General features: G+C 25.4%; 18 protein-coding genes and 1 tRNA gene. 14 read left to right on the top strand and 5 right to left on the bottom strand.

The genetic code is table 11. The features are described from left to right. Nucleotides 1-230 precede the first annotated feature (230 nt). The 13 genes from Q0K52_RS11995 to Q0K52_RS12055 all read left to right on the top strand — a co-directional run bounded on the left by Q0K52_RS11995 (nucleotide 231) and on the right by Q0K52_RS12055 (nucleotide 10,660). The gene (locus Q0K52_RS11995) at nucleotides 231-1,031 is read left to right on the top strand and encodes a transporter substrate-binding domain-containing protein (protein ID WP_297299707.1); all 801 of its coding nucleotides are present in this window, start codon (nucleotides 231-233) and stop codon (nucleotides 1,029-1,031) included. Between the two features lie 169 nt (nucleotides 1,032-1,200). Continuing rightward, nucleotides 1,201-1,455, top strand: coding sequence for a hypothetical protein (locus Q0K52_RS12000; RefSeq protein WP_297299709.1), 255 nt, complete (start codon nucleotides 1,201-1,203; stop codon nucleotides 1,453-1,455). Then, the gene (locus Q0K52_RS12005) at nucleotides 1,456-1,992 is read left to right on the top strand and encodes a transporter substrate-binding domain-containing protein (protein ID WP_297299742.1); all 537 of its coding nucleotides are present in this window, start codon (nucleotides 1,456-1,458) and stop codon (nucleotides 1,990-1,992) included. It begins immediately after the preceding gene. A 619-nt stretch (nucleotides 1,993-2,611) separates the two neighbouring features. Continuing rightward, complete coding sequence (locus Q0K52_RS12010) at nucleotides 2,612-3,052, top strand: hypothetical protein (RefSeq protein WP_297299711.1); 441 nt, start codon at nucleotides 2,612-2,614, stop codon at nucleotides 3,050-3,052. A gap of 15 nt (nucleotides 3,053-3,067) precedes the next feature. Further along, entirely contained in the window at nucleotides 3,068-4,150 is a 1,083-nt protein-coding gene (locus tag Q0K52_RS12015; protein ID WP_297299715.1) for an ATP-binding protein, read from the top strand. A gap of 133 nt (nucleotides 4,151-4,283) precedes the next feature. Beyond that, entirely contained in the window at nucleotides 4,284-5,099 is an 816-nt protein-coding gene (locus tag Q0K52_RS12020; RefSeq protein WP_297299717.1) for an AAA family ATPase, read from the top strand. A 173-nt stretch (nucleotides 5,100-5,272) separates the two neighbouring features. Beyond that, nucleotides 5,273-6,631 (top strand): restriction endonuclease, encoded by a 1,359-nt coding sequence (locus Q0K52_RS12025; protein ID WP_297299719.1) that lies wholly within the window; start codon nucleotides 5,273-5,275, stop codon nucleotides 6,629-6,631. A gap of 565 nt (nucleotides 6,632-7,196) precedes the next feature. Then, nucleotides 7,197-8,375, top strand: coding sequence for an enoyl-ACP reductase FabV (fabV, locus tag Q0K52_RS12030; RefSeq protein ID WP_297299721.1), 1,179 nt, complete (start codon nucleotides 7,197-7,199; stop codon nucleotides 8,373-8,375). Nucleotides 8,376-8,525: 150 nt separating this feature from the next. After that, nucleotides 8,526-8,600 (top strand) — tRNA-Asp (locus tag Q0K52_RS12035). A 27-nt stretch (nucleotides 8,601-8,627) separates the two neighbouring features. Continuing rightward, nucleotides 8,628-8,891, top strand: a complete 264-nt coding sequence (gene rpsT / locus Q0K52_RS12040; protein WP_297299723.1) for a 30S ribosomal protein S20 — start codon at nucleotides 8,628-8,630, stop codon at nucleotides 8,889-8,891. Nucleotides 8,892-9,602: 711 nt separating this feature from the next. Further along, the gene (locus tag Q0K52_RS12045; protein ID WP_297299725.1) at nucleotides 9,603-9,731 is read left to right on the top strand and encodes a hypothetical protein; all 129 of its coding nucleotides are present in this window, start codon (nucleotides 9,603-9,605) and stop codon (nucleotides 9,729-9,731) included. A 224-nt stretch (nucleotides 9,732-9,955) separates the two neighbouring features. Next, the gene (locus tag Q0K52_RS12050) at nucleotides 9,956-10,078 is read left to right on the top strand and encodes a hypothetical protein (protein ID WP_297299727.1); all 123 of its coding nucleotides are present in this window, start codon (nucleotides 9,956-9,958) and stop codon (nucleotides 10,076-10,078) included. Nucleotides 10,079-10,189: 111 nt separating this feature from the next. Further along, the gene (locus Q0K52_RS12055; protein ID WP_297299729.1) at nucleotides 10,190-10,660 is read left to right on the top strand and encodes a PepSY-like domain-containing protein; all 471 of its coding nucleotides are present in this window, start codon (nucleotides 10,190-10,192) and stop codon (nucleotides 10,658-10,660) included. Here Q0K52_RS12055 and Q0K52_RS12060 read toward each other — a convergent pair. Next, on the bottom strand, nucleotides 10,657-11,652 hold the full coding sequence (locus tag Q0K52_RS12060; RefSeq protein WP_297299731.1) for a tetratricopeptide repeat protein: 996 nt from the start codon (nucleotides 11,650-11,652) through the stop codon (nucleotides 10,657-10,659). The two genes, Q0K52_RS12055 and Q0K52_RS12060, sit on opposite strands and share 4 nt — an antisense overlap. A gap of 259 nt (nucleotides 11,653-11,911) precedes the next feature. On the opposite strand from Q0K52_RS12060, the gene Q0K52_RS12065 reads away from it, so the two are divergent. After that, nucleotides 11,912-13,252, top strand: a complete 1,341-nt coding sequence (locus tag Q0K52_RS12065) for a CoA-disulfide reductase (RefSeq protein WP_297299733.1) — start codon at nucleotides 11,912-11,914, stop codon at nucleotides 13,250-13,252. A 105-nt stretch (nucleotides 13,253-13,357) separates the two neighbouring features. On the opposite strand, the gene pepT is transcribed toward Q0K52_RS12065, so the two are convergent. The 4 genes from pepT to Q0K52_RS12085 are packed head-to-tail and all read right to left on the bottom strand — an operon-like array spanning nucleotide 13,358 to nucleotide 17,655. After that, complete coding sequence (pepT, locus tag Q0K52_RS12070; RefSeq protein ID WP_297299735.1) at nucleotides 13,358-14,584, bottom strand: peptidase T; 1,227 nt, start codon at nucleotides 14,582-14,584, stop codon at nucleotides 13,358-13,360. 51 nt (nucleotides 14,585-14,635) lie between these two features. Further along, on the bottom strand, nucleotides 14,636-16,423 hold the full coding sequence (locus Q0K52_RS12075; RefSeq protein WP_297299737.1) for an SWIM zinc finger family protein: 1,788 nt from the start codon (nucleotides 16,421-16,423) through the stop codon (nucleotides 14,636-14,638). A gap of 15 nt (nucleotides 16,424-16,438) precedes the next feature. Next, nucleotides 16,439-16,582, bottom strand: coding sequence for a hypothetical protein (locus Q0K52_RS12080; protein WP_297299738.1), 144 nt, complete (start codon nucleotides 16,580-16,582; stop codon nucleotides 16,439-16,441). Continuing rightward, nucleotides 16,582-17,655 (bottom strand): ATP/GTP-binding protein, encoded by a 1,074-nt coding sequence (locus Q0K52_RS12085; RefSeq protein WP_297299740.1) that lies wholly within the window; start codon nucleotides 17,653-17,655, stop codon nucleotides 16,582-16,584. The genes Q0K52_RS12080 and Q0K52_RS12085 overlap by 1 nt, the downstream gene beginning before the upstream one ends. Nucleotides 17,656-18,615 lie beyond the last annotated feature (960 nt).

Below are 18,615 nucleotides of genomic sequence, written 5' to 3' on the forward strand. Positions count from 1 at the left end.
TTTATAGCAATTTAAATTATAAGGAATACCTTCTTTTTTTAAAATAAAAGTGTGCAATATCTATGGCTCTTAAACAACAAAATTGACATTAAAATATTGTTTTTATGTTATTTATGTACTATAATATAAGAAGTGCGTTTTTGAAAATATTTTTAATGTATGAAAAAATAAATAATAAATTAATAAATTGTCCTTATTTTAATTTTATATAACTATTTAGGAATAGAACTATGATAAAAATTGTAAAAACAATTATGGTAATTATATTATCATTAATTATATCTTGTAATAATTCTTCTTCAAATAATAAATCAGATTCTGTATCGACCAATAAAACATTTGCAAATAAATTTATAAATGTAGGAATATATGTTTATGATTATCCTTTTGGATATTTATCTAATGGTACTATAGGCGGATTTGATTATGATTTGATGAATGAGATATCTAAAATTTCAAGTATTAAAATGAATTTTATTCCTATGCAATTTGAACAGTTAATGCCTGCTTTAGAAGCTAAAAAAATAGATGCTATTATTGCTGGTATGACTGTTACAGAAGACAGAAAAAAGCAGGTGAATTTTTCTGATAAGTATTATACATCAAGACAGGCTATATTACTAAATCAGAATGAAGATAGAATAAATACAGAAGAAGATTTAATAGGCAAAAAGGTAGGAGTTATAAAGGGGACTATTGCTGATACAATTATTTCACAAAATCCTGAAATACAAATAGAAAGATTTGAGACAGTAAGCAGTATTTTACTTTCATTAAAAGTTGGAAAAGTTGATGCTGCTATGTTTGATAAGGTTACTTGCGATCATTATCTTTCTTATGATAAAGACCTTAAACTGGCAGAAGGCATTACTTTCCCAGAAGAAAATTATGCTATAGCTTTTAGAAAAGATGAAACAGCATTATTAAATGAAATAAATAAGGCTTTATATGAGGTGATGAATAATGGTTCTTATAATACTTTGATACAAAAGCATTTAGGAACTAATCAAGAAACTAAATCCAATCAATAATTATTTTTGATTAATTTTTAAATATAATATATTTGTATTATCAGTATACTAATAGAAATCAAGTATATGGTATTATTAGTTTTTATTTTAATATAAAAAAATAACTGCTTGACTTTTTATTAGATGTATATTAATTTTTAACAAATATTGAAAAACATTTTTTATACAAATGAAAAAGATTATTATTTTTATACTATTTAGTTTAATAAGTTTTACATCCTGTAGTAATCATTCCAATACAAATAATTCAGAAAATACTATAACAAATGAGATACAGATTGACAATAACAGCTTTTCTAATGAAACATTAAAAGTAGGTATATATATTTATGATTATCCAGTACTTCATTTAACTAATGATAATAATGCAGGCGGATTTGATTATGATTTAATGCATGAAATAGCTAATGTATCGGATTTTTAAATACAATTTGTTCCTATGCAATTTGCCGATCTTATTCCATCACTTCTTAGAGATGATATAGATATTATTATAGCTGCTATGGCTATAACAGAAGATAGAAAAAAGGTTGTAAATTTTTCTGATCGATATTTAACTGCTGGTCAAAGTATTGCAGTAACTAAAGAAAATACAAATATAACAACAACTAATGATTTAATAGGAAAAACTGTAGGTGTTATAAAAGATACCGTTTCAGACAGGATATTATCAAAGATGGAAGGTATTCGTCAGGTGAAAAGATTTGAGATTGCAGGTAGTGCTTTTATTTCTTTAAAAGTAGAAAGTATTGATGCTGTTCTGATTGATAAACTTACCGGCATTAACTATATACGATATGATAATGATCTAAAAATAGTTGATACTATAGAATATCCTGAAATAGGTTATGGCATAGCTGTAATAAAAGAAGATAATATTTTACTTGATAAAATTAACAGCGGTCTAAAAACAATAAAGGCCAATGGTACTTATCAAAAAATAGTAGATAAGTATTTATAATAATTTTATTTATACTTGCCCCTTTAGGCTTTTAGTTAATTCTGATATTTTTAAATTATTATTATTTATTATTGCTATAAAAATTGTTCGCTCAAAGGCTCTTGCCAGAGGCTCACAATTTTTATAATTAGCTTTACAATATTTAAATCTTAAAATATATCAACTCTTATTTTAGCTGCCTGCCCAAGTTTTTTTTAAATTATAGTCTATCCGCCGCACGGATAGCAAATCTAAAAATATAGAATTATTTTGAATTCAAATTTTTATTATATTTATAAATCAGTTAACCGTGCGTTAAAGAGATTTTAAAGTTTAACTAACGATTGGGTGGGATACTAGCTTATCACAAAACCGAACGGTAGTGTTTTTTCTTATGGAAAATGCAATGTACGTTCGGGATAATGTCTTTTACTATTTTAATATTTTATATAATTTTTTTTAATGATACATAGTACTTAGTAAAAGTTTAAAATTCCCTATTTTGAATACAAAAATGATATACTAACTTTATGCTTAAAAATATAATTAAGTAGTAAAAAATATATTATAATACATTGAAATTGTAAAAAATATTTATATACTTAGTATTACAATATAATTTTATTTTAAGGAGTATATAATGAGATATTGGGTAATAAGTCCTAATGTAGCTAATGACAAAGTAAACTATCCTGTTTCTGATTTTGTTGAACTTATGGAAGAAAAACATATATGTTTGGTAGGTTGGCATGATGACAAACCTTTAGGTGTAACATTTAAAAATGAGATAAATTTAGGTGATATTGTTATAGTAAGCCAAAGAGTAAATTGGAAAAGACATAATTATTTTGCAGGTATTGTAGATTCTGATGCCTATTTATATGATTATGATGATAGTTTTAAACCTCAAGCTAGAAAATTAAAAGATTTCACAATATTGAATAATAAAGATTTATCATTTGAAGACTGTTCAAATGAGGGAACCCAAATAATACCTGCAATCTATGAATTAAAAAATGATAAACCTCAAGATAAAAAATTAATAGATGAAATATTAAATTGTATAAAAAATAAAGATTAATAATTAGGTTATCTTATGAGATATTGGGTATTAAGTCCAAATGTAGCCAATGATAAAACAAACTATCCTGTTTCTGATTTTGTTGAACTTATGGAAGAAAAACATATATGTTTGATAGGTTGGCATGATGATAAAACTTTAGGTATAACATTTAAAAATGAGATAAATTTAGGTGATATTGTTATAGTAAGTCAAAGAGTAAGTTGGGAAAGACGTAATTATTTTGCAGGTATTGTAGATTCAGATGCCTACTTATATGATTATGATGATGGTTTTAAACCTCAAGCTAGAAAATTAAAAGATTTTACAATATTGAATAACAGAGAGTTATCATTCGAAGGCTGTTCAAATGAGGGAAGCCAGATAGTACCTGCAATTTATGAATTAAAAAATGATAAACCTCAAGATAAAAAATTAATAGATAAAATATCAAATTATATAAGGAAGACTCAAATGGATTCTAGTATGGAAAAATATATTAATCTTTTGAAAGAAAATTATAATCTTATACTTACAGGAGCACCTGGAACAGGAAAAACCCATTTAGCTAAAGAAATAGCCAAAGAAATGATGAAAGATAATACTCATATTAAAGACTATAAACAATTTATAATAGATTATTATAATAGCAATAAGGAACGTTTAGATAATTTAAAAAAAGAAGGTGATAAATTAAGAGAAGAGTTTATAAATAAATTTCCTATAGAGAGTTTGAAAAATATAAGTATAGATGATTATGCTGTAGGCAGAGGAGATAATAATTCTTTTTGTTATTGGATTGAATTCGGACTTAAAAGAAAATTATTAGGCGGATTTTTTGCAGGAGGAGCCAAAACATACTTACTCTATTATGATAAAAAAACAGGTAATTTAGTAAATGAAACTGATAAAACTGATGACGAACTTATAAAAGAAATAGGTAAAGAATTATATAATATGGCTACAATAGAAGATTATGATTTTAAAGATTCTGTATTAGATTTTAATAAAAGAAATGATTATATGGCAATAAAAATATATAATACATATCACCCCTACACATATTTTCCTATGCTATCAAGAGAATATATGCAGTATATTCAATATAGAAAAAAATGATAACAGATATAAATTAAATAAAAATATAAAAAAATTCTTTGATGAAAATTTAAAGGATATTGATTCATATATAGTAAGAAGAATATTATTAGAAAATTTTGACTTAATAAGCGGAAAAAAACAAGATGTAAATATGATGAATAATAATGATTACGGATTTGTACAATTTCATCCATCTTATGATTATACTGATTTTGTTGAGGGATTAAGACCTATTAAAGATAGCAATGGAAATATTGGATTTGAAAGAAAGGACGGAATTTTTAAGAAATTTTGTAAGGAAGCTTTAAAAAATAGAAGCAGTAAATTTGTATTTATTATAGATGAGATTAACAGAGGAGAGATTTCAAAAATTTTCGGAGAATTATTCTTTGCTATTGACCCCGGATACAGAGGTGAAAGCGGAAAAGTACAAACTCAATATAATAATTTAATTAATAATGATGAAATAGAAGAAGATGATGAATTTGAAGACGGATTTTTTGTGCCGGATAATGTTTATATAATAGGCACAATGAATGATATTGACAGAAGCGTTGAAAGTATGGACTTTGCTATGCGTAGGAGATTCGCTTGGAAAGAGGTTGAGGCTAAAGAAACCCAAGAGGATATATTAAAAAGTTTAGATTCAAATATAAAACAATATGCAATTGATATAATGAATAAATTAAATGATACAATAGAAAAAATTGAAGGCTTTAATTCTTCCTATCATATAGGAGCTTCTTATTTCCTAAAATTAAAAAACTATTATAAAAGTTCAAGCGATAATAAAACAGATGCATTTAAAAGTTTATGGGAGAATCATTTGAGAGGACTTTTGTATGAGTACTTGAGAGGAATGCCTGATGCTGAAAGTAAACTTGATGAATTAAAAAAGGCTTATAATTCAGGTTGCGATAATAATACACAATCTGATAGTAATACATTACAAGATAGTGATAATTAAAATCTAAATAAACAAAATGATAGTAATTGATATTATAACAATTAATAATTTTTTAATATATTTGTTTCAATGCAAAATAATAATAAGCTATGGTAATTGTGTTTTTTGCAACTTTTTTTGCACGACAAAAAAGTTGAAGAAATTTATAATAAAAAATTAACACAAACAATAAAATGATTAAATTAAAAGATAATACTAAACATGAAAAATTAATAAATATAAAAGAAAATATTTCTGAAGAAGATATAATTTCAATCAAAGAAATTGCTGGAAAAACTCTTTCTGATGTGAAAGATAATATTATAATATTTCCTAACTCTATAAAAGAAAGTAAGGATTTAGAAAAAGAAAGCAGAATATTTGATATTGTTAATGATAGTTTATTAACTAATAATATAATGGGATTTATAGGCTATAAAAATATTCAAATAAAAATTTCTTCAAGGTTCGCTGTAAATGATAATGAAGATTATTTTCTGCACTACATGCTTATGAAAGTGCTTAATCTTAATATCATTAATTTGGAGCATAGTAAGGATTATGACGATTCATTTGATTTTTTGATTTACATGTTTATTAGTTTTTTTAAGAAAGCATTAAGACAGGGACTTTTCAAACAGTACAAATTAATAAAACATAATGATTCTAATATAAAAGGAACTATTGATATTAATAGATACATTAAAAATAATATTCCATTTAATGGTAAAATTTCGTACAATACTAGAGAATACAGTTATGACAATAATATCACTCAATTAATAAGGCATACTATAGAATATATAAATACAAAAAACAGATATATTTTAAGTTATGACAGTGAAATAAAAAATTATGTTCAGCAGATATTTTATAGTACTTCTAGTTATGATAGAAATAAAAGAGAAAGCATTATAAATAAAAACTTAAAAAAATTATCGCACCCATACTATTATGAATATGAGCCTTTAAGAAAAATATGTATTCAGATATTAAAGCATGAAAAATTAAAATACGGCAGCAATGATAATACAGTATACGGATTATTATTTGACGGGGCTTGGTTATTTGAAGAATATTTAAATACTTTTTTAAGCAAAGAAAATTTTATTCATGCTGAAAATAGAAATTCAAAAAACGGTATTAAATTACTTGATAATTCTTGGAGGGTTTATCCGGACTTCTATAAATTATCAGATGAAAATAACAATAATATAGTTCTTGATGCCAAATACAAAAGATTAAACTATTATGATAATGAAAGCATAGACAGAAACGACAAGCATCAAATAGTTTCTTATGCTTATACACTTAATGCTAAAAAGGCAGGTTTTATTTATCCATTGGAAGAATTTAATTATAGCAATGAAAATAAAATTACAAGAATAGGTGTTTTAAATAATGCTTATAATGGATATGCTGATTGCGGTATATACAAATATGCTTTAAAAATTCCTTCAGCAAAATTAAACGGGGAAGATTTTCAAAATATAAAAGAATTTGCTGAAGTTATGATAAGTATTGAAAATGAATTAATAGAATATTTAAAGTAAATTTTGTTTTTTACTTTTTTGAACGCACGGTTAATGAAGTCTTAAATTTAATAAAAATTTAAATAACAAATAATTTTATTTGTTTAGCTTTGTTATGCGTGCGGTGTATAGACCATAAATTTAAAAAAATCTTGGGTGGGCAGCTGAAATAACTTTTAAAAATTAAAAAGAAAAATAATACAAAAATTGTATATTATGCTGAAAGCCTAGAGGGTGGGGCAGGTGTAATTTGATTTTTTGTATTAATTTAAATGCCCGCCCTTTTATCTTTTATATCTAATTAAAAATTATGATTTAAATTTATCTATTGCGAATTTAGAAAAAGCATACCCGCCCTAATGTGATTAGAATTTAGAATATATACACCGTATGTATTATTTTTTGTATATATGTAGAGTTATTATTAATGTTATTTATATTATATTTATGATTTATTTACCATACGTTTAGATGAATATTTCATTTTAATTTTATTTTCATTGAAAAAAAAGCAATTTTATTATAAAGTATATTAAAATTAGTTTGTAATTTATTAAAGAAAATAACAATGATAGGAGAAAAAACTATGGTAGTAGAGCCAAAAATATTAAATAATATATGTATAACAGCTCATCCATTAGGCTGTGCTAAAGAAGTAGAAAATCAAATTAACTATGTAAAATCACAGCCAAAAGTAAAATCTAATGTTAAAAACGCTTTAATATTAGGAGCTTCAGGCGGATACGGACTTGCTAGCAGAATAGCTATAGCTTATGGACTTGGTGCAAAAACTATGAGCGTATCATTTGAAAAAGAAGCTACAGCAAGAAGAACAGCTACACCAGGTTGGTATAACAATGAAGCTTTCACAGCTTGTGCTAAAAGAGACGGAATAGAAGATAAAAACTTGATATTAGATGCATTTTTAAATGCTTCAAAAGAAGAAGTAATAAAAGAAGCTAAAACATTCTTTAACGGAGAAAAAATAGATCTAGTTATATACAGTTTGGCAGCTCCAGTAAGAACAGATGAATCAACAGGAACACTTTACCGTTCATCTTTAAAGCCTATAGGAAAGAAATATAACGGTATAGGCGTTGATTTTATGACGGAGGAGTTATTGGAAGTATCTATTGATCCAGCAAATGAAGATGATATAAAATCTACTGTAAAAGTAATGGGCGGAGAAGATTGGAAATTATGGACAGACGCTTTACTTAACGCTGATTTACTTTCTGAAAATGCTATTAATGTGGCTTATTCTTATATAGGACCAGAAATGACAAAAGCAGTATACAGAGAAGGTACTATAGGAAAGGCTAAAGACCATCTTGAGGCAACAGCTCGTGAATTGGATAAAGAAATGCAGGAGAAAGTTAAAGGTCATGCTTATGTATCAGTAAATAAAGCAGTAGTAACTAGATCTTCAGCAGTTATACCTACAGTTCCTCTTTATATAGGCATATTATTCAAAGTGATGAAGAATAAAGGCATTCATGAGGGCTGTATAGAGCAAATGTACAGACTTATAAGTGAAAAACTTTATAATGGCGGAGCAGTACCAGTTGATAGTGAAAACAGAATAAGATTAGATGACTGGGAATTAAGAGAAGATGTTCAAAAAGAAGTTTTAGATTCTTGGAATAAATTAACAAAAGATAATTTAAAAGAAATAGCAGATTTAGCATTGTTCAGAAAAGATTATATGAATATGCATGGTTTTGAAGTTGAAGGCATAGATTATAGTCAAGATGTACAAATATGATTTAATTCTGTAAATTGATCGATTATTGATGAGGCTTGAATATATTTTCATATTTAAGCCTCATTTTTTTAAAAAAAATTGATATTTTAAAAAAAAGTAGTTGACAAAAAATAGAATAGTAGTATAATACAGTCATTCCTTAACTAATTTGGAGTTGTAGCTCAGTTTGGTTAGAGCGCCTGCCTGTCACGCAGGAGGCCGCGGGTTCGAGCCCCGTCAACTCCGCTTTTTATTTTAACATGGAGAGCGATAATGCCTAATATAGCTTCAGCATCTAAAAGATTAAGACAAAATGAAGTTAGAAATCTTTACAATAGAAAAATTAAAAGTTTCTTAAATACTCAAAAGAAAAAAGTTCTAAAATCTGTAGAAAGTAATGATAAAGCTCTTGCTATGGAAGAATTCAAAAAATATGCTAGTGCTTTAGATAAAGCAGCAAGAAAATCAGTTATACATGCTAATAGAGCAGCTGCTAAAAAATCTGATATGATGAAAAAAATTAATGAACTTAAATAATTAAAAAATGAAATTTATAAGCCTACACGCTTAATGTGTGTAGGCTTTTTTTATATTCTCTTTGTTTCAAAATCTATTTTACTGTATTGTAAATCAATTCAAATTATCGCATTATTAATAGAGTAGTATAATATAACTCCTTTTTAATAGTTCAAAAGAATAAACAAATTAAAAATTTTTAATGCTATTTATAAATAGTCTATATGGTTTTATTGTTTTGTAAATTTTTTATAAAAAATTATTATATTAGTATTATATAAATACGTGATAAATAATCACAAAATAAAGCTTTTAAATCACAATAAAAATATGAGTACTATGAAAAGGAGGATTCTATATGACAAAATTATTAGATGTTTTGAATAATGTTTTTTTAGATGAAGAAAAATACAGTTTATTGATAAATGAATATAATAATATTATTAATAGTATAGAAGATTAAATAGTTTTTTCAATTTCTCTTTTTGTTTTTGCCTATGTACAATTAGTGCATAGGCTTTTTTATGATTTTGTAAAATAATTTAGAATTAAAGTATATATTTTTACAAATCTATACTTTTTTGGTTTTTTTGTAAAAAAAGTTGAAAAAAATATTTGCCTTTATTATTGAATTTTCTTATATTAAGAGTGTGATTATTAGTTACAAAATAATAGTTCTTTATCACATAAATTGCAGCTGTATATGTTAAATAAAAAATTGGAGGTTTTACTATGACAAAATTTCTAAATTTTTTAGATAATGATTACACTTTTTATTTGTTAGATGAAGAAGAGTATATCTTATTAATTAATGAATACAATGATTTAATTAACTATTGTGTAGAAGATAGAGAATATTAATTGTTAATTATTGTAATTTTTATTTGAGTTATAGAAAAAATTTTTTGACTCATATAAAATTTTTGTTATTATTATAATATGAGGGTTAATTATCATAAAGTAACAATATATTGTTTTTTAAAATTAAAAAGCAACATTATATATAATGATTAAATACATTACTCGATAATATTATCACAAAAAACTAGAATATATTAATTTTAGAAAAGGAGGACGTTAAATAAGTGAAAGAAGACTTAGATTATTTAAACGACTATGATGATTCTTTATTAGACGAGGAGGAGTATAAATCATTAATTAATGAATATAATGATGTGATCAAACAAGTAGAAGAAGAAAAAAAATAACAAAATAAACATTTGCTTAACTTTACAAACGGTCGTAAATATTTTTTGCGGCCGTTACTTTTTTAAAAAATTCTAACATAAACAAAATAAAATACGAAAATTATAATAATTATGAAATATGTAAAATTAATATTCATTATTTGTTTATCTATCTTGATATCCAATGTATTTTTATTTTCTCAGTCTTTAACAGAAAATTCTTTGCCTTTGAGAGCAAAAAATTTTTTGAACATGAATTTTCCCGGTAATAATATAGAAACAGTATCTTTATATCAAAATGGCGGCGGCTATGAGGTTGATATAGATTTTGGTTATAAATTTATATTTTATAGTACAGGTCTTTGGAAAAAAGTTAGTGCTATAAATGATGAAGCCAAGCAAAATGGCATTCCTAGAAGCTGCATACATAGATCTATGGTTAATGTTATAGATAATTCCTATCCATCTTCAAAAATTACTGATATAGAAAGAAAAGATAAAAATTTTTTAATAGTATTAGATGATAAATACAAAATAGAAATCAGCGGTTATGGTATTATAATCAATGAGACCACTTTAGAAACTCAGGAAACCAATAATTAATATATATCATATTTTTTTAATGCTATAGCTGAGTTTTCTAAATCTCCAACAGCACTATAAGCATTTGATAAAGATATATATGCTTCTTTATTACTTTCATCTAATGATGTAGCTTTTTCCAGCATATCAATGGCATTGTCATAAAGCCCAGCAGAATAATAAGCTAGTCCCAAATAATAATAAGCGAAAGAATAAGTTTGATTCTTTTCTATAGATATGTTTAAATAATCAATGGATTTTATATAGTCTTGAATCTGATAATAAGAAACACCTATGTAATAATATAGTAAATAGTCATTATCATCTATATTTAAAGCGTTATTAAAATATGATAATGCATTATTAAAATCATTAATCATAAAAAAGCAAAGACCTATATTGAAATAAGCCAAATAATTTTCATTTTCTATTTCTATTATCTTTTTTAATATTTTTATTGCCTTATGATATTTATATGTATCTTTATATGTAACAGCAAGCCAATAAAGACTTGTATAATCATATTTATTTAGTTCTATTGCCCTTTCAAAAGATTCTATAGCTTCATCGAATCTATTTAAATGATATAGAGCCATACCCAAATGACGCCAATTGATATATTCCCTTGGGGCTAACATAAAAGATTTATTTAATACATTAACAGCATCTTCATATCTTCCAATTTCTATATAACAGTGTCCAAGATTATTCAAACTAATATAATCATTATTTTCTAATTCATAAGCTTTTTCAAAGTATGTAACAGCATTATAATAATTTTTCATTTTTATATATGATAGACCTATAAGTCTGTATATACTATAATCATTGTTATTAATATTTAATGCCTTTTTGAACAATTCTATAGCATGAGTATGTTTTCCCAATTGAGTATAAAAAATTCCAAAATCTACAATAGGTTTTGGATTGTTTGGGTTATTTTTACACATATTACTATGATATACAATCATATTTTTTATTTTATCTTCTAAATTATTATCTGTGGTATACATGATAATTTTACTTCCTTAAAATTGAATGAAAAAACACTAATAAGTATATATACAACTTAAATTTTTTCAACTTTTAATTGAGATAAATGCTGATTTGAATGAAAAAAATATAATCTGGTATTATTGCAAATAAGTTATTGACTGCATATCTTGTTTATAATTTTATTATATTTTTTATAATTATTAAAAATTAACTTTGACAAAAATGAAATTTTTATTATATTACTAATAGTAATATATGAATACCAAAGGAGCGTATATGAAGAAAATTATAATAATAGGCGGAGTGGCTGCTGGAATGAGTGCTGCTGCAAAGGCAAGAAGATTAGATAAAGAAGCTGTTATTACAGTTTATGAAAAAACAGATGTGGTATCTTGGGGTGCTTGCGGTATGCCTTATTATGTAGGCGGATTCTATGAAAGCCCTAATACTATGATAGCTAGAACTGCAGAAGCCACTATAAAATCAGGAATAGATTTAAAAGTTAAACATGAAGTATTAAAAATAGATCCTAATAATAAAAAAGTACTTGTAAAAGATTTAATTAATAATAAAGAGTTTGAAGATAATTATGATTCTTTATTGATAGCTACAGGTGCTAAATCTATAATTCCTAATATAGCAAATATAAATATTGGAAATGTATCAACTTTAAAAGAGTTCAATGATTCTATAGATATGAGAGAGAAAATGAAAGACAATAATATAAAAAATGTTATTGTATTGGGAGCTGGATTTATAGCTATAGAGGCAGCACATGCTTTAAAACATATTGGAAAGAATGTTACTATAATACAGCGTTCCGACAGAGTGTTTGGAAATAAATTTGATAAAGAATTTTCTGACATGCTTATAGAGCATATAAAAGAGAATGTTGATTTACATTTAAATGAAAAAGTAATTTCATTAGAAGCTGATGATAACAATAATGTAAAAGCAGTTGTTACAGATAAAGGTAAATATAATGCTGATTATGTTGTTGTTGCTATAGGAGTTGTTCCTAATAGCGATTTGGCGAAAGATGCTGGAATAAAATTAATGGACAATGGTGCTATACTTGTAGATAGGGAAGGAAAGACTAATATTGATTCTATATATGCAGCCGGAGATTGTGCTAGTATATACAGCAAAGTTTTAGATAATCAAACTTATGCAGCATTGGCAACTGGAGCAAATAAATTAGGAAGAATGGTAGCTTCAAATTTAGTAGGCGGTCATGAAAAGTTTATAGGAAGCCTTACAAGTGCATGTATACTTGCTTTTGAACTTGAAGCAGCACGTACTGGAATAACAGAAGAAGAAGCTAAAAAGAATAATATAAATTATAAAACTGTTACAATAAAAGATATAGACCATACACATTATTATCCGGATTATCAGGATTTACATATAAAATTAGTATATATGTCAGACAGCAGAAAGATAATAGGCGGTCAGATATTAGGTAAGAGAGGTGCAGTATTAAGATGCGATGTTATAGCAGCTTGTATACATGCAGGACTTACAGTTGATGAATTAGGTATGCTTGATTTATGTTATGCTCCACCATTTGCTAGAACTTGGGATTCGTTGAATGTGGCAGGAAATGCAGCTAAATAACTTATAATCAGTGCTTAAAAATTAAAATAAAAAAATAATTCTATGATAATATTAATCAATATAAAATATTATCATAGAATTTTTTATTATATTTATTTCATAAAATTATTCAGCGTATATATTTATTATTTTTAATAACACCTCAGTCATTTTTTCTAAAGATTGAACAGGTACATATTCAAATCTGCTATGAGCGTTTTCACCTCCAGTTGAAAGGTTAGGGCAAGGCAAACCTCTGAAAGAAAGTCTGGCTCCGTCTGTACCGCCTCTTATAGGAACTATTTTTTCTTGTACTCCGCATTCATTAAATGCTTTTTTCGCATTGTCTATCAAATGCATATTAGGAAGGATTTTTTCTTTCATATTAAAATAAGTGTCTTTTAATTCTAATACAAATGTATTATCACCGTATTTTTTATTTAAGAAATTTATTATATCTTTTACAAATTCTTTTTTTTGATTAAATTTATCAATATCATGATCTCTTATAATGTATTCAAGTTTTGTTTTTTCTTCAGTACCTTCAATATATCCCAAATGATAAAATCCTTCGTACTTTTCTGTGTATTGAGGTTTTTGTTCGGGCGGAAGCATAGAATTAAATTCCATAGCAAGTAAAATGGCATTTTTCATTTTGTTTTTAGAATATCCTGGGTGAACATTTACACCATTAACTGTTATTTTACAAGAAGCAGCATTAAAGTTTTCGTATTCTATTTCTCCCAATTCTCCGCCGTCAACAGTATATGCAAAATCAGCATTAAATTTTTCTACATCAAAATATTCTATTCCGGAACCTATTTCTTCATCTGGGGTAAATGCTATTTTTATTTCTCCATGTTCTATATTAGGATTATTCATTATGGTTTCAGCCATAGTCATTATTTCAGCAATGCCTGCTTTATCATCGGCACCTAAAAGAGTAGTTCCGTCTGTAACTATTAAATCATTTCCTATATATTTATTTAAGCTAGGAAACTTTTCTGTTGAAAATACTATATTTTCTTCTTTATTTAATACTATATCTTTTCCGTCATAATTTTTAACAATACTTGCTTTGATATTTTCACCGCTTGCATCTTCAACAGTATCCAAATGAGCTATAAATCCTATTTTTGGTTTATTCTCTTTTCCTTTAGTTGCTGGAATGTAAGCGTATACAAAAGACTTATCATCAATATAAGCATTATCAATACCAATTCCTTTTAATTCTTCTACCAAATATTGACCGAATACTTTTTGTTTTTCGGTACTTGGAGTTTGGTTTTCATTCTCGCTTGATGAAGTAGTATCAAAAGTTGTGTATTTTATGAATCTTTCATAAGTTTTCATTTTTTAATCTCCATAAGTAATAATTTTAATATTTTAAATGTATAAATAAAATTAATCTTCAAAAAATATATTTATAACAGCATTCGCATTTATTATGCTTATTGGCCGTATATAATATTTACTTTTTTCTAAAAGCATAAATCTGTCTTTATCAACAGTTGAGTTTTTATAGTTCATTATATATTTAATACCATTTGAATGAATAGCATTATATCTGACATTCAATGTTAATCTTTCTTCTTGATCTTCTTCTATTTCATTTACTATATCAAAATAAAGTATCTGCTCTATTTTATTAAACTCAACATTTTCTATTTTTTGAAACTTAGCAATTATTATTTTTATTCTGTCATTTTTATTGAAATAGTCATATTTGAATTCTATATTTCTTACATCATCATAACTTTCTGCAAATAATTCTTCATTGCTTTTTTTTATTCTTAATTCTTCTAAAAGAGTATAATCTATTCTATCATTTAATATAACAGAAGTTTTTTTACTTGATGATATTCTCTCCTCATTATTAACTTTATAATTTAAGAATTTCATTTTATATTTTGAAACTTCTTCTATAGATATGTTATTTTCAAAATGAGTTTTTTTTCTGTAATTGCTTCTTACATCTTCGTATGAAATTTTGGCATTATCATAGAATGTTGGTATTACATAAGAAAAGAAAGATACTTTTTTAGCATTTATATTATATAAATAAGCACTTACACCTAAATAACCAGTAGAAGATATCCAAGGATAGGCACCAAGACCTAAGAATTCTCCATTGCTTCTGTTTATATATTTGCTTCTAATTTCTCCTGTTAATAATTTAACTGTTCTATTATCATTTTCTAGTTTTGCTTTTTCTATTACCTTTATTGTATTATACAGTCTTGATAATGTGGCAAATGCAAATAATTTATTAAAAGATGCATGTTTATTTAGCATAGAATCAATACTTTCAGCAATACTTCTAAACATTTTCCCTATTTCAGGCATATTTTTTACTTGAAGTTTTATACTGATTTGTTCTGCTATATCAAAATCTTTTTCACTGCATGAATAAAAACCTTTTTCAAATATATTTTCAACGAACAATTTAGAAAATTTTAAAATGTTTTCATCTATTTCTTTATCTTCTTCTTTTATTTCTTCTAATGCATCATACATTTCTTTGTATTTTAATATTGCTATGATTTTATGAGAACATAGAGAAGAATCTTTACAGGAACATACAGCCTTTTTTATACTGTCTTTTTTTGGAAAATATATTTTTATATTTTCTTCAGGTATAATAATTTCAAGCATAGCATCTTCTTTGATTTCTGCTTCAATATCTTCATGAAATCTATCCAATGCATATTCAAAATTTTTTTTAGTGCTTAATTTTTTTATCTCATCATAAGTGATATTTTTTACTTCATCGAATGTATTATTTTTTATATCATCATTTGTTTCTTCTGTTTCTGTATTATTTTCTTTTGTATCATTATTGCTTTCTATTGTATTGTTTATTACTGCATCATCATTTTTTTTATTTTCTGTATCTAAATGCTCTATATACAAAAGCGACATTATAATATGTTTGCAAATAGTTTTTGAAGGACAAGAACATTTGCTTGATTTTATATCTTCATCATCAAGCATAACTTCTATTTGTTCATCAGAAGAATCTATTATAACTTTTATTTTATTATCAGCTTCTTCAATTTTTATTTTTTCCGGAGTATTATTTATAATGTTATCAAGATCTTTTATAGAACGGTTATATATACCTTTATTGGTAAGAGTAAGTAAAAAACTTTCATTTATATATTGTTTTAAGTTATTAATTTTTTCAGTCATTATAAAAAGCCTATATTAAATTTTTTTATTTAAAGGTTTATCATATTTGCCTATTACATATTTTAAGCCTAATTGTTTATTAATTAAAATGGAAAATAAATCTCTTCTATCATTTCCTTCAACGAGAAGAATTTTTTTAGCCATAGGATTATTAAGCATTATTTATCAACCTCCCAATTATCCATAGCATTATTTAATTCTTCATTGTTATATATTACTGCTTTATATTTATACATTTCTTTTTTGTCAGCCTCTATTCTTATGCCTTGAATATCATCATTGGAATTATATTCATTTTTGACTTCATTATAAATATCATTAAAAGCCTTTATGCCTTCATAAGAGTGAGTAGTAGCAAAAAGCTGAATATTATTTGTATAGCATACTTTAAATAAAGAAATCCATAAATTACGTAAGGAACTGTAATGAAATCCATTATCAATTTCATCTATAAATAAAACCCCATTAGGCAGCAATGAAGCATTAACTATGTAATTAAATATTTTATATACTCCTGAACCTAATGCATTTAGAGATAAATATCTGTCAAATCCAATATCAACTTCGCAAATTTTATCGTATGATATTTTAATCGATTCTAAATTAGGTATTATTGCTTTCATACAGTCTATCAGTATTTTATCCATATTTGAATTTTGAAGTTCGCTAAATGTTTCTATGGCATTGTTTTTTATTATTTTTTCAGAATAACTATAATTATTTAAAAATAAAAAATTAAATAGAGGGGAGTACATAACTGAAAAAGTTACAGTTTGGCTATCGAATGTAATAATATTATTTGTAGGTATAAAGCTGCTGTCAAGAACTCTAGTATTATTAATAAGTAATGGAAGTTTTATAATTTCTCCATTATTATCCCGCACTTGATAATAAATACCATCTAATAGAGAATCATATATTAATGATTTTATAGGATATATATTTAATTCTTTTTTTGAGGTTTTTATATTAATGGGATTAGTATGATTAAAATTGTGAAAAATCAATTCCAAATTACCATCTAAAGTTATATCTCTATACAAAAAAGAAGCTGTTATAATAGAGTCGCTTCTATACATATTACAATATACATACAATGCCTCTAAAAGATTGCTTTTTCCAATACTGTTTTTACCGAATATTAAATTAAATCTTTTAAAACCATCAATAGAAAATTCTTTGAAGCATTTAAAATTACTTATACTAATATTTGGTATTTGAATATCATTCATAATTTTTATTCCGTTATTAATTAATAGTAAAAAAAATAATATACTAAAATCAATATATTGTCAAAAGTGCGAGCCGCACCACCAACCCGCACGGTATCGCTTATTCTTATCAAATGCCAACTATACGCGACCGAAGGAAGCACTGTAAAGTGTGCGGCTGATTACTTATTATTATACAAAAAACAAACAATTTATTTTACATATAAAACATACTTTCTAAAAAGGAATAGTATTTTATACTATTAATAAATCAAAATTACATTCATAAATAATTGAAAATTGACAAAATATAGTTGTTTAGGTATATACCAAAACAACTATAGTTTGTCAAAAAATAGTTTTTATGTTTTTATTATTTTCGGGGACTAGCCCCCGAACCCCCAGTTCTTTTGTTGGCACAAAGAACCAAAAAGACTGCATTTTTAGTCTAAATTCAGATTATATTCTACATTTAATACATATATTTTAAATATAAAGTTCTAGCAATTGCATTTTTTTGCAACTTTTTTGTGCGGCAAAAAAGTTGTTAATATTACATAATGTGCAGTAGTCGGCAAAATGAAATCGTTTCAGTATATACTAAAAATTTTTAAGTTTGTCAAGCACGAGCTGTGCCACCTTCCCGCACAGTATTGCTTACTCTTATCAAACGTCCGCTATATGTGCGGCTGATTACTTATCATTGTACAAAAATTAATAATTTATCTTATTGTAATACTATTTTAGTATGATTTAGTACTAATTCTATAATTGCACTTTCGCGAAGCGTATCCGAGTTTATCGAGGATATAAGGTTCTTTTTGCGGCGGGAAAAATAACAACAAAAAATTGACAAAGTTAAAAATTTTCAGTATATACTTAAAATTTTTAACTTTGTAAGAATTTTTTTTGCACAGGAGCCAGACATATTGCATTAAGTATTCCTTAGTTTTTTAAAGTATAACATAGGTGTATCATAAT

It is taken from the genome of uncultured Brachyspira sp. (assembly GCF_944390845.1).
Classification (GTDB): domain Bacteria; phylum Spirochaetota; class Brachyspiria; order Brachyspirales; family Brachyspiraceae; genus Brachyspira; species Brachyspira pulli.

Coding starts and splice junctions, on each gene's coding strand:
- fabV (WP_297299721.1), top strand. CDS start 7,197: ATGGTAGTAGAGCCAAAAATATTAAATAATATATGTATAACAGCTCAT.
- Q0K52_RS12055 (WP_297299729.1), top strand. CDS start 10,190: ATGAAATATGTAAAATTAATATTCATTATTTGTTTATCTATCTTGATA.
- Q0K52_RS12065 (WP_297299733.1), top strand. CDS start 11,912: ATGAAGAAAATTATAATAATAGGCGGAGTGGCTGCTGGAATGAGTGCT.
- Q0K52_RS12015 (WP_297299715.1), top strand. CDS start 3,068: ATGAGATATTGGGTATTAAGTCCAAATGTAGCCAATGATAAAACAAAC.
- Q0K52_RS12020 (WP_297299717.1), top strand. CDS start 4,284: ATGATGAATAATAATGATTACGGATTTGTACAATTTCATCCATCTTAT.
- Q0K52_RS11995 (WP_297299707.1), top strand. CDS start 231: ATGATAAAAATTGTAAAAACAATTATGGTAATTATATTATCATTAATT.
- Q0K52_RS12080 (WP_297299738.1), bottom strand. CDS start 16,582: ATGCTTAATAATCCTATGGCTAAAAAAATTCTTCTCGTTGAAGGAAAT.
- Q0K52_RS12000 (WP_297299709.1), top strand. CDS start 1,201: ATGAAAAAGATTATTATTTTTATACTATTTAGTTTAATAAGTTTTACA.
- Q0K52_RS12075 (WP_297299737.1), bottom strand. CDS start 16,423: ATGACTGAAAAAATTAATAACTTAAAACAATATATAAATGAAAGTTTT.
- Q0K52_RS12085 (WP_297299740.1), bottom strand. CDS start 17,655: ATGAATGATATTCAAATACCAAATATTAGTATAAGTAATTTTAAATGC.
- Q0K52_RS12060 (WP_297299731.1), bottom strand. CDS start 11,652: ATGTATACCACAGATAATAATTTAGAAGATAAAATAAAAAATATGATT.
- Q0K52_RS12045 (WP_297299725.1), top strand. CDS start 9,603: ATGACAAAATTTCTAAATTTTTTAGATAATGATTACACTTTTTATTTG.
- Q0K52_RS12010 (WP_297299711.1), top strand. CDS start 2,612: ATGAGATATTGGGTAATAAGTCCTAATGTAGCTAATGACAAAGTAAAC.
- rpsT (WP_297299723.1), top strand. CDS start 8,628: ATGCCTAATATAGCTTCAGCATCTAAAAGATTAAGACAAAATGAAGTT.
- Q0K52_RS12025 (WP_297299719.1), top strand. CDS start 5,273: ATGATTAAATTAAAAGATAATACTAAACATGAAAAATTAATAAATATA.
- pepT (WP_297299735.1), bottom strand. CDS start 14,584: ATGAAAACTTATGAAAGATTCATAAAATACACAACTTTTGATACTACT.